Genomic DNA, 12,088 nt, shown 5'->3' with positions numbered 1-12,088 from the left:
GGATCAATAACATGACAAGACTTGTTGTATTTTCTGGTGCAGGTATGAGTGCAGAAAGTGGAATTAGTACTTTTCGTGACAGTAATGGCCTATGGGAAAATTATGATATACAGCAAGTTGCTACTCCGGAAGCTTGGGATAAAGACCCTGCGTTAGTCCAACGGTTTTATAACGAACGCCGTAAAAATATTTTAGAAGCTCAGCCAAATGAAGCTCATCAATATATTGCTAAATTACAAAACCATTTCGATGTACAAGTCATTACACAAAATATTGATGATTTACATGAACGTGCTGGTAGCCAGAATGTGTTGCATCTACATGGTAATATTCGATTAGCGAAAAGCTCTGGACCAAATGCCCAATATACAAATGAATTTTATGAAATTAATGGGTGGAAATTAGATCTAGAGCATGACTTTTGTCCAAATGGCTATCCACTTCGCCCTCATGTGGTTTGGTTTGGTGAAGCAGTTCCAGCATTTGAAGAAGCCATAAAGCAAGTGCAAGAAGCAGATATTTTCATTGTTATTGGTTCAACCTTAAGTGTTTACCCTGTCGCTGCTTTAGTTCATGAAATTCCTAACTACACTGACGCCTACTATATAGATCCCAAAGCAGATCATTCTCGTGTTCCATCTCAATATAAACTATTAAATATGACAGCCACAGAAGGTATGAAAGAGCTATTTCATCAATTGACGAACTAATATTTCTTTCATTTTTATTACAAATTTCACCTCTAAAGTTGTCTCTTCACATGAAATTGATTCGAAAACACTCAACTCATGTCAAATTTATTCTAGAGTCATATACTGTCATTGCTAATTTTGTAACCAAACATGCTGATCTATTTTCTAAATTTACTATTTTTATAATTTTCTAAACAATAAATGAATTATTCATACTATCTAAGCTATTGATTAAATTTACTTTAATTTTAATTGTAATTCAAATTACATTAGTTTACATAAAAATACACAAAACACATCACAAAGATAACAGAGCAAAAAATTTCTTTTGTGGTTGAATCTCAACCTCTTGAAATGCCGTACAAGAAAACAGCGACCTGGATTAGGTTACAATCACGGATTATGGATATAAGGACACACATCCATTATGAGTTATTTTGATCCCACCCTCATCATGTTTATGGTGTACATCGTAGCAATGGTACTTATCGGCTTATTTGCCTACCGTGCTACAAGCGACTTCTCTGATTATATTCTTGGTGGTCGTAGTTTAGGCAGTTTCGTTACTGCATTATCCGCAGGCGCATCAGACATGAGTGGTTGGTTACTCATGGGCTTACCAGGAGCGATTTATCTTTCTGGTTTATCTGAAGCGTGGATTGCAATTGGTCTAATTATCGGTGCTTGGCTTAACTGGTTACTGGTTGCTGGTCGATTACGCGTTCATACTGAAATCCAAAATAATGCACTCACTCTGCCCGACTATTTTACAAGTCGATTTGATGACAAGAAAAAGATTCTTCGTATTTTCTCTGCCGTTATTATCTTGGTTTTCTTCGCAATTTACTGTGCCTCAGGTATGGTAGCTGGCGCTCGTTTATTTGAAAATTTATTTGGTATGTCGTATACCACCGCAATCTGGTTAAGTGCTATTGCAACAATCAGTTATGTTTGTATTGGTGGATTTTTGGCAATTAGCTGGACTGATACTTTCCAAGCTGGCTTAATGATTTTTGCCCTTTTGCTCACCCCAATCGTAACTTACCTTGCAATTGGCGACACAACTCAGTTTGTAACGCTTATTGAAACTGCTCGACCACATGCATTTAACATCGTTTCAGATTTAAGTGTGGTGGCCGTTTTATCTTCAATGGCTTGGGGTTTAGGCTATTTTGGCCAACCACATATTCTTGTACGTTTCATGGCTGCTGACTCTGTAAAATCAATTCCTGCTGCTCGCCGTATTGGCATGACTTGGATGATTTTATGTTTAGTTGGTGCAGTCGGTGCCGGTTTCTTTGGTATTGCGTATTTCCAGCAACATCCTGAACTTGCAGGTGTTGTAAGTAAAAACCCTGAAACTGTATTTATGGAATTGACTAAAATTTTATTCAATCCATGGATTGTCGGTATCATTCTAGCTGCTATTTTAGCTGCGGTTATGAGTACATTAAGCTGTCAACTGTTGGTATGTTCAAGTGCGCTAACTGAAGATTTGTACAAAGGCTTCATCCGTAAAAATGCTTCTCAAAAAGAGCTTGTATGGGTTGGCCGTATCATGGTACTTGCAATTGCTGTTCTGGCAATTGTACTCGCTGGTAATCCTGACAGTAAAGTTCTTGGTCTTGTTGCTTATGCGTGGGCTGGTTTTGGTGCCGCATTTGGACCACTCATCATCTTGTCATTGTTCTGGAAACGTATGACTTTAGAAGGTGCTTTAGCAGGTATGATCGTAGGTGCAGTTGTCGTAATTGGTTGGAAAAATCTTTTCGCAAGCACCGGTGTTTACGAAATTATTCCTGGCTTTATCTGTGCATTTATCAGCATCATCGTAGTGAGCTTGATTAGCAAAACTCCAAATACTGATGTAACTGACCGCTTCGAACAAGCTGATAAACTTTATAAAGAAAGTGTATAAAAATGAATAAAATAAAAAGGGGCTTCGGCCCCTTTTTATTTATTTTTAGTTTTGATTTTAATTTTTGAACTATCTTTTACAACTTGCATCACAGGGTAGCTACGCGTTTCTTTCACACCTGGTAATTGCCATAGTACCTGCCCAGCAATACGTCTAAACTCTTCCATACTGCCACTTCGTAATTTAATTAAAAAATCAAATCCGCCACTAACCATATGGCATTCAACGATCTCTGGATAATGCACTACTGCGTCAATAAACTCATCTAAAACATTGGGTGTTGTTTTATCGAGTAAGACTTCAACAAAAACCAAAAAATTTGCATTTAACTTAACTGGATTTAATTTAGCTTCATAACCCAAGATAAATTCATCCTTCGTCAGCTTCTGCACCCGGGCCATAACTGCAGTTGGAGATAGGTTTACAAGTTCAGCCAATCTACTGTTGGAAATACGCCCATCTGTTTGAAGAATATCCAAAATTTTTAAATCTGTACGATCAAGGCTTAATAAGGGGCCATTCATCTGAATTTTCCTCTAAAAAATGGGCAAAATATAGTGAGTTATTCGGTGTTTCTTCTGTAATGATAAATTATCTAAACCTCTCTACTCAAGATGAGTTTACGAGAGCTGGTTAGCGGAAATAGATATGAACACAATGGATACTTTTCATCAAATGGATAAATCTCACCAAGGCTATATCACCGAATTCAACGATAAAAGTGAGTTTGAACAACGCATTAATACAGCTTGGCGTCGTGCCGAACCTGAAGCTGTAGAAGAGCTATTACAAGCTGCTGCGGTATCTGATGATTTAGATCATAAAATTTATGACCTTGCATTTAACCTTGCCCATAATTTACGTGAACGTAAGACCTCTTCGGGTAAAGCGGGTATTGTTCAAGGGTTATTACAAGAATTCTCTCTGTCTTCACAAGAAGGCGTGGCTTTGATGTGTCTTGCTGAAGCTTTGCTTCGTATACCAGACACAGCAACACGTGATTTGCTCATTCGCGATAAAATCAATCAAGGTAACTGGAAAGAACACGTTGGCCAAAGTAGCTTAATGTTTGTAAATGCTGCAGCATGGGGCCTCATGTTAACCGGTAAGCTTATGGAGACACCAAAGCAAACCAGTCTTTCAAGTGTACTTACTGGCCTGTTAGCCCGTAGTGGTCGTGGCATTATTCGTAAAGCAGTTGATGTAGCAATGCGCATGATGGGTGAACAGTTTGTAACTGGTGAAACCATCGAAGAAGCTGTCGACCACGCAAAAGTACTTGAAGATAAAGGTTTCCGCTATTCTTATGACATGTTAGGTGAAGCTGCCTTAACCGAACATGATGCTGAACGCTACTTTAACGATTACACACAAGCCATTCATGCAATTGGTAAAGCGTCTAATGGTAAAGGCGTTTATGATGGCCCTGGTATCTCAATTAAGCTTTCTGCTTTACATCCACGTTACCAACGTGCGCAAATTGAACGTGTTCACAAAGAACTCTACGGCAAAGTATTTGAGCTCGCTCGTTTAGCTAAACAGTACAACATTGGTTTAAATATCGATGCAGAAGAATCTGAACGTTTAGAAATTTCTCTTGAGTTACTTGAGCGTCTTTGTTTTGAGCCAGAACTTGAGAACTGGAAAGGTATTGGATTCGTTATTCAAGCTTACCAAAAACGCTGTTTCTTCGTAGTTGATTATATTATTGATCTTGCTAAACGCAGCCAAAAGCGTCTCATGATTCGCCTTGTAAAAGGTGCATATTGGGATAGCGAAATCAAGAAAGCACAAATCGAAGGTATGGATGACTACCCTGTCTTCACACGTAAAGTGCATACAGATCTGTCTTATATTGCTTGTGCTAAAAAATTACTTGCAGCGCCTGAGTTCATCTATCCACAATTTGCGACTCACAATGCTCAAACACTAGCAACAATTTATCATTTAGCTGATCCAAGCAAGTATTATGCTGGTCAATATGAATTCCAATGCTTACATGGCATGGGTGAACCACTTTATGAACAAGTTGTTGGTCCACGTGAGCAAAATAAATTAGGCGTGCCATGCCGTATTTATGCTCCGGTTGGTAACCATGAAACTTTGTTAGCTTATCTGGTTCGTCGTTTACTCGAAAATGGTGCGAATACTTCATTTGTTAACCGTATTGCCGATAAAACACTTAAAGTTGAAGATCTTATCCAGTCTCCAATTTATGATATTCGTAATGCAGCTAAGCTTGAAGGTTCAGTTGGTTTAAAACACCCATCAATTCCTCTTCCTTTAGATATGTATGGAACACTTCGTAAAAATTCTAAAGGATATGATTTAGCAAACGACGCTCCGCTTGCAGCTTTAGATAACACAGCTCAACAGTTACGTAACCGTATTTGGCAGAGTCATCCATTATTAGGAAATAGCGATTTATCGAAACAAGGTCATTCTATTGCAATTACAAACCCAGCACAAAATGATGAAATTGTTGGTTATGTACAAGAAGCTGATCTTAATGATGTAGAAATTGCACTTAATGCAGCTGAACAAATACAAATTGAGTGGGCAAATACACCTAAAGATCAACGCGCTCAATATTTAAAACGTGCAGCTGACCTTATGGAAAGCCGTATCCAAGAGTTAATGGTATTACTTTGCCGCGAAAGTGGTAAAACTTATGCGAATGCCATTGCAGAAGTTCGTGAGGCTGTAGATTTCTTACGTTACTATGCAACTCAGGTTGAAAATCTTCCTAATAATACAACCATTCAGCCACTTGGTACTGTACTTTGTATTAGCCCTTGGAACTTCCCTCTTGCGATTTTCTCTGGTCAAATTGCTGCAGCACTAGTTAGTGGTAACTGCGTTATTGCAAAACCTGCCGAGCAAACACCTTTAATCGCAGCTCAAGCAGTGCAAATTTTATGGGAAGCGGGTATTCCACATAGTGCTGTACAGTTATTACCAGGTCGTGGTGAAACAGTAGGTGCTCAGCTTAGCCAAGATCGACGTATTGATGGCATCATGTTTACCGGTTCAACTGAAGTTGCAAAAATTTTGCAGAAGACAGTTGCAAAACGTTTAGCTGCTAATGGTCAATCTATTCCTCTCATTGCAGAAACTGGTGGCCAAAATGCAATGATTGTGGACTCATCTGCATTAACTGAACAAGTTGTACTTGATGTTGTAAGTTCTGCATTTGATAGCGCAGGTCAACGTTGCTCTGCTTTGCGTATTTTATGTGTACAAGAAGATAGTGCTGCAACCGTTATTAAAATGCTTAAAGGTGCAATGCAACAGTTAATTGTAGGCAACCCTGCTATTTTAAAAACTGACATTGGTCCAGTTATTGATGACGAAGCAAAACAGACGATTGACCAGCACATCCAAAAAATGAAGTCTAAGGGCTATCCAGTACATCAATTGATGTTTGGAGCGACAAGCCAAACTGAATTAGATAAAGGAACTTTTGTTGTACCAACAGCAATTGAGTTACCTAACCTCGATGACTTACAGCGTGAAGTTTTTGGTCCGGTTTTACATATCATTACCTATAAGTATGGTGAGCTTGAACAACTCATCTCACGCATTAATGCTAAAGGTTATGGCTTAACAATGGGTCTACATACTCGTATTGATGAAACCATCCAAACCGTAATTCAACATGCTGAAGTTGGTAACCTTTATATCAACCGTAATATTGTTGGGGCCGTTGTTGGCGTTCAACCATTCGGTGGTGAAGGTTTATCTGGTACAGGTCCTAAAGCGGGTGGCCCTCTTTACATGTATCGCTTAATGCAGGATTGTTCAAACAAAGTATTAGCAACTCCATTTGCGGTAAAAAATGAGCAAACCATTTTTGAAGGCTTTAACCGTGAAGTTTATCAAAGCTTACAAAACTGGGCGAAACAACATTTACCACAAGCAAGTCGTGAAATTGAACCATTTGGTGTAGGCAAGTTTTATGAGTTACAAGGCCCTACTGGGGAAAGTAACCAATATATTATTTTGCCGCGTCACCGTGTACTTTCAATTGCCGACACTGAACAAAATCAATTACATCAATTGCTCGCAATTTTTGCAGTGGGTAGTCAAGCTGCTGTAATGCCAAATAGTCCATTGTTGGCAAAACATAAACAAACGTTGCCAAAAGATGTACTTGATGCAATTACGACTATCAAAAACATCACTACAGATGATTTTGATGCTGTTTTGCACCATGGTAGCCGTGAAGAGGTTCTCTCATTACAGCAAGAAATTGCAAGCCGCTCTGGTGCAATTGTAGGCATTACACATGTTGAATCAAACGAGTCAATTCCACTTGAACGTTTAGTAATTGAGCGTGCAATTAGTGTGAATACAGCTGCGGCTGGTGGCAATGCAAGCTTAATGACTATGTCGGATTAACAGATAATTTATCGAAAAGCCCAAATTTCAGTATTTGGGCTTTTTTGTTTAATCGAGTAATCTCTTTTTAAATATATAAATGTTATCGATTAGCGAATTTCATAATGATCTTTTTAGAACCAGAACAATATCAACAAAATTGTATTGATCTTTTCAACTCATACAAAAAGAATATCTCCTCCCTTTTACCATTTGCCAAAATTGAGCATATTGGTTCGTCTGCAATCCCAAATACGATTTCAAAAGGTGATCTAGATATTTATATTGAAGTGATGTCTGATCAATTTGAATTCGCAATAGAACAATTAAAAACACTTAATTTTATAGAAAAACAAAATACCCTTAGGACACATGAGCTTTGCATGCTTGAATCAATGAACGATGATGAAGTTGCATTTCAAATTGTAGTAGCCGATTCAGTATTTACGTTTTTCTTAACATTTAGAAATAAGCTTATAGATTCACCGCGGTTGGTGCATGAATATAATCAATTAAAATTACAGTGTAGCCATTTAGATCCCGATCAATATAGAGCAATAAAATCAGATTTTATTAACCGCGTCTTAAATCATCTTTAATTTAAGTACCCTATTTCTTTATGAATATCTGACTAAAATTGACTCCTGCAAGCTCGATTTTTTTGATACCATTCACTATTTGATTCTGTCTAAATTTTCTTTGTCTATGACCTCTTCTTATCGTCAACAACTTCAAGCTAAAATTGATCGCATTACTACTCAATTTTCTGAATTTACACCGCCTACATTAGAAGTGTTTGAATCACCTGAACAACATTTCCGTATGCGTGCTGAATTTCGGATCTGGCATACAGAAAGTGATATGTTCTATGCCATGTTTGAACGTAACGATGAAGACAAGCAAAAAACAGTTGTCCGCATAGATGAGTTTCCTATTGCAGACAAAAGTATTAACGATTTAATGCCTAGCCTTTTAGCAGAACTCAAAGCTGAGCCTTTACTTTCACAGCGTTTGTTTGAAGTTGATTTTCTCGCAACACTTAGTGGAGAAATGCTAGTTACCCTGATTTATCACCGTAAACTTAATCAGGAGTGGGAACAATCAGCTAAAGCACTTGCTGAAAAATTAAATATTAAAATTATGGGTCGTAGCCGAGGGCAGAAAGTTGTTATTGGCGATGACTTTGTTGTAGAAGAATTTGAACTTTCAAACCGTACATTCAAGTACAAACAAATTGAAAGTAGCTTTACCCAGCCGAACGCACAAGTTTGCAAAAAAATGCTGCAATGGGCATGTGATGCAGCTGAGGGTTCGAAAAAACACTTACTAGAACTTTATTGTGGTAATGGTAACTTTACCCTTCCATTATCACTAAAATTCGAACGCGTACTTGCTACCGAACTTGCAAAATCATCAGTTTATGCTGCTCAATGGAATATTGAACAAAACCAGATTGATAATATTCAGGTAGCACGCCTATCAGCTGAAGAGTTTACTCAAGCTTATCAAGGTGAGCGTGAATTCCGCCGTCTACAAGAAGCAAATATTGATATTCGAAGTTATGACTTTGATACCGTATTTGTAGATCCTCCGCGTGCGGGAATTGATGATGAAACTTTAAAACTTTTGCAAGGTTTTGAGCGTATTATCTACATTTCATGTAATCCCGACACTTTATATGAAAATTTAAAAACACTCACAAAAACTCATCGAGTGACTAAGTTTGCTTTGTTCGATCAGTTTCCTTATACACATCATGTTGAGTCAGGTGTATTACTCGAGAAGATTTAAACAAAATTTTTCAATGTAACTCTATTTTATAAGGAGATTAAATATCTCCTTATTTTTCAACACCTTTTAATTAAGTATTTAAATTTAAAAAAAATATCAAGTCATCTATTCGTCATAATTTCGTTTAACTCAACCATTACTATCGAAAATTCTCTAGTTCAACTGGTGGATTTATCACTTATAGAGACTTGTATTTTAATTTAATTTGGCTATATTTCGATCTATGTTAGGTTATATATGAAGGCTCTATGAGTTTTTGGCAAAAGCTGTTCTTAGCAGATCAACAGCATAACGAGCATAAGAATCAAACTGCTTGTGTTGAAAATGACTGCTCATGTAAAACTAATGAACAACTTCTAAGTGCGCTTGCACAAGCAACAGATGAAGATGTCATTATGGGAATAAAAAAAGTTCTTATTTCCCGTGGGTATAGCCGTAAAGAGTTAAATGAACTCATTCAAAAACCATCTATTCATTAATTATAAAGCCAGTCATGTACTGGCTTTTTTGTATTTTATTTGATTTCACAATTTGTATGGCTGACTAAACCAATAATAGGTCCCATATAAAATTTTCTATCATTACGGTTATTCTTAGGCAAATACAAACTAGAGATAGAACCATCTAGGTATAATGCCTGCTCTACGTTAAGACCTTTTTGGAAAAATTCAGCAAAATTATAAAAATTCACTCTATTTTTAGAGATCACAAAATAAAGTTTATTATTTTTTATACCTACCCCATTACGTATTTTCTTTGAATCGCTATTTGCTAGAAATAAGGGATTTATTTTGCCATTAATCAGCAACATAGGGCCTGATTGAGTTGCATATTCGGGTTGAAAAGCTTTTGCTTTATATTGTTCAGTTGTCAGTATAATAGCTTGTTTGTCATTCCATGCTAGAACTCCATTAGGCTGCAAAAAGAAGTTACCCCATCCATTATCTTCATTTAAAGGTTGACTCTCTCGCCCATTTTCAATATATAGCCCAACTGGAGAGAAGCCAGAATGAAACATACCTGCATTCATTGCAAAAGTAAGCTGTTCGCATGATTTGAGTTGGCGCTGAATATTATCGAAACTTTTATAATATTGATTCGTTTCTGGATTTTGCAAAAATAAGCGCAATTGATTTAAATTTGAAATTTCAATGACTTCAAATTGATCATCGGTAGCATTTTGCATTTGGCTATACTCTTCTGCTAAAGCAGATTGCCCAAAGACCATAAAATTAATAATACACAGCATGAGTATTTTCATTAATGGCAAACCTCATATGTCATTTTCTGTTCATAGCAATACTTTATTAAATAAAATGCTTTGATGTGATATATACCCGAAAGGCGCTTATTCCACCTAAACAATACACTAGAGCACAACTATATTCGTTATAATAGTGAACAGCTTTTAATAAAAGTGATCAAAACTTTATTGGATCAGCGTGAAAATGCAACAAACAAATAAACGCTACCCTTTAGGGGCTCATCTTATTGTAAAACATCTCGGCTATAGCCATCATGGTATTTACGCTGGGAGAGGTCGAGTTATTCATTATTCAGGCCTAGCACATTTCATCAAAAAACGACCCATTGAAATTACTTCATTAGATGCCTTTTCTCATGGCAAAAAAATTCATGTGCGTTCTTATGATGCGCCACGCTACAAAGGAAAAGTGGTTGTTCGACGTATGCGCTCACGCATGCACGAAAACCACTATCATTTAATTATTAATAATTGTGAACATTTATGCAGTTGGGCAATCACTGGTATTGAAACTAGTACTCAAGTTGAGCGTATGATGCATCGCTTAACCACCATTGGTTACGTAAGTTCGATCATGAGTTATATGAATGGCATGATGCTGACCGTAGCAACGACCTGCTTTGCTCTTGTTCTTTATATTAAAAAGAAATTACGTGATCAGGCAAAAATGAAAGTTCCAACTTATCAATTTTTAAGAGAAAAAGCCGAAAAAAGAAATGTAGATCCTTCTCAACCCTTAGTTTTTATAGAACCCGATAAAAAAGAACCAATCTAATAATTAAAAAAGTCCTCATGATTGAGGACTTTTTTAGAAAACTTACAACTTATTTTTTAGCTGCACTAGCTGCCGTTGCTTCAGTCGTAATGTTTACAGTGATCTTATCACCTACATTAGGCACATAGTTGCCTAGACCGAAATCAGAACGATTGAATGAAGTTGTCGCATTGAAACCAATCGCTGGAACTTTTGCCATTGGATGTTCACCCTGTTTGTTTAAAACAGCATCAAGTACAACTGGCTTAGTGACACCTTTAACAGTTAGGTCACCAGTAATTTTGAAGTGTTTTTTATCTTTAGTTTCTACTTTCGTACTTTTGAAAGTGATATTTGGATATTTTGCTGCATTAAACCAAGCTTCTTGTTGGAATTCTTTATCTAAAGCAGGCACGTTTGTATTTACACTGCTTAAAGGAATTGTCACATTTACAGAAGAATTTGCTGGTTTAGCATTATCAACTTTAATTACACCTTGGATGTCCGAGAAGTTAGCGCTTGGAGTTGAAAAACCAAAGTGATTCCATGAGAAAACAGTCGCTGTATGTGTTGGGTCAATTTTATAATCCACTGGTGCAGCTAATGTAACTGTACTTGCCAATGCTACTGCTAAACCGAAGCTTAATGTTTTAAGATGCATTTTTCGTATCCTTTATTGATATAGTCGTTAGTGTATACATCAAGTAATTTAATTCACTATTCTTTATAAAACGATATGTTTCATCCATGCAACAATAAAAGCGTTACAGTTGTTATTCAAAACCCATATTATAAAGTATAGATATTTTTCTATCCGAAACCTTCAGATTTATTGGTTTTTACTTCGATTTTATTGATAAATAACAAGGTAAAACATGGCTAACACTGTTCAAGCACAAAGCACTTCTACTCCGTACCGAGTGACACTGACCGATCCGTCAGGTCATCAATGGTTTGCAGACGAACCAACTGATAAAGGTGGACGAGATACAGCTCCAAATCCAGTTCAGCTTTTACTATCAGCTTTAGGCGCGTGCACTACAATTACACTAGAAATGTATGCAAATCACAAAGGGATTAAGCTTGAGCATGTACAAGTCGATTTAGCTTTAAATCCAAATAGTGATCCGGAAGCCGGTCAAAATAATATTGAACGTAAAATTACGCTAAAGGGTGAATTTACTGAAGATCAACATAAACGTCTTTTAAAAGTTGCTGAAAGCTGCCCAATTCATAAGTTATTGACTTCGAATATTTCGATTCAAACTGAACTTAATATTTAAAATTTA

11 protein-coding genes are annotated in these 12,088 nt (G+C 36.8%); 8 read left to right on the top strand and 3 right to left on the bottom strand.

Annotated elements, in window-relative coordinates:
* The first annotated feature begins 2 nt into the window (after positions 1-2).
* Both CSB87_RS18135 and putP read left to right on the top strand, forming a co-directional pair.
* On the top strand, positions 3-710 hold the full coding sequence (locus tag CSB87_RS18135; RefSeq protein ID WP_079377024.1) for an SIR2 family NAD-dependent protein deacylase: 708 nt from the start codon (positions 3-5) through the stop codon (positions 708-710).
* A gap of 409 nt (positions 711-1,119) precedes the next feature.
* Positions 1,120-2,610, top strand: a complete 1,491-nt coding sequence (gene putP / locus CSB87_RS18130) for a sodium/proline symporter PutP (protein ID WP_004709158.1) — start codon at positions 1,120-1,122, stop codon at positions 2,608-2,610.
* A 35-nt stretch (positions 2,611-2,645) separates the two neighbouring features.
* Here putP and CSB87_RS18125 read toward each other — a convergent pair whose 3' ends face one another.
* Positions 2,646-3,134 carry an Lrp/AsnC ligand binding domain-containing protein gene (locus tag CSB87_RS18125; RefSeq protein ID WP_001014235.1) on the bottom strand — a complete coding sequence of 163 codons (489 nt, stop codon included), beginning with the start codon at positions 3,132-3,134 and terminating at the stop codon, positions 2,646-2,648.
* A 124-nt stretch (positions 3,135-3,258) separates the two neighbouring features.
* Between CSB87_RS18125 and putA the strand changes: the two genes are divergently transcribed.
* The 4 genes from putA to CSB87_RS18105 all read left to right on the top strand — a co-directional run bounded on the left by putA (position 3,259) and on the right by CSB87_RS18105 (position 9,260).
* Entirely contained in the window at positions 3,259-7,011 is a 3,753-nt protein-coding gene (gene putA, locus CSB87_RS18120; protein WP_004887510.1) for a trifunctional transcriptional regulator/proline dehydrogenase/L-glutamate gamma-semialdehyde dehydrogenase, read from the top strand.
* A 104-nt stretch (positions 7,012-7,115) separates the two neighbouring features.
* Complete coding sequence (locus CSB87_RS18115; RefSeq protein WP_004887513.1) at positions 7,116-7,589, top strand: GrpB family protein; 474 nt, start codon at positions 7,116-7,118, stop codon at positions 7,587-7,589.
* 106 nt (positions 7,590-7,695) lie between these two features.
* A complete protein-coding gene (trmA, locus tag CSB87_RS18110; RefSeq protein ID WP_004887514.1) occupies positions 7,696-8,781 on the top strand; it encodes a tRNA (uridine(54)-C5)-methyltransferase TrmA in 1,086 nt (361 codons plus the stop codon).
* A 248-nt stretch (positions 8,782-9,029) separates the two neighbouring features.
* Positions 9,030-9,260 carry a hypothetical protein gene (locus CSB87_RS18105; protein ID WP_002050077.1) on the top strand — a complete coding sequence of 77 codons (231 nt, stop codon included), beginning with the start codon at positions 9,030-9,032 and terminating at the stop codon, positions 9,258-9,260.
* A gap of 35 nt (positions 9,261-9,295) precedes the next feature.
* On the opposite strand, the gene CSB87_RS18100 is transcribed toward CSB87_RS18105, so the two are convergent.
* Positions 9,296-10,042, bottom strand: coding sequence for a phosphodiester glycosidase family protein (locus CSB87_RS18100; RefSeq protein WP_004887516.1), 747 nt, complete (start codon positions 10,040-10,042; stop codon positions 9,296-9,298).
* 187 nt (positions 10,043-10,229) lie between these two features.
* Here CSB87_RS18100 and CSB87_RS18095 point away from each other — a divergent pair, with 187 nt between their 5' ends.
* Positions 10,230-10,820 (top strand): lecithin retinol acyltransferase family protein, encoded by a 591-nt coding sequence (locus CSB87_RS18095; RefSeq protein ID WP_002050195.1) that lies wholly within the window; start codon positions 10,230-10,232, stop codon positions 10,818-10,820.
* 49 nt (positions 10,821-10,869) lie between these two features.
* Here the strand turns inward: CSB87_RS18095 and CSB87_RS18090 are convergent, their stop codons facing one another.
* The gene (locus CSB87_RS18090; protein ID WP_004709169.1) at positions 10,870-11,460 is read right to left on the bottom strand and encodes a YceI family protein; all 591 of its coding nucleotides are present in this window, start codon (positions 11,458-11,460) and stop codon (positions 10,870-10,872) included.
* Positions 11,461-11,674: 214 nt separating this feature from the next.
* On the opposite strand from CSB87_RS18090, the gene CSB87_RS18085 reads away from it, so the two are divergent.
* The gene (locus tag CSB87_RS18085) at positions 11,675-12,082 is read left to right on the top strand and encodes an OsmC family protein (RefSeq protein ID WP_004887518.1); all 408 of its coding nucleotides are present in this window, start codon (positions 11,675-11,677) and stop codon (positions 12,080-12,082) included.
* Positions 12,083-12,088 lie beyond the last annotated feature (6 nt).

It is taken from the genome of Acinetobacter sp. AR_0276, assembly GCF_003000705.1.
GTDB lineage: Bacteria > Pseudomonadota > Gammaproteobacteria > Pseudomonadales > Moraxellaceae > Acinetobacter > Acinetobacter nosocomialis.
Note: the sequence above shows the minus strand (reverse complement) of the source record. Positions and strands in the feature narration are given on the sequence as shown.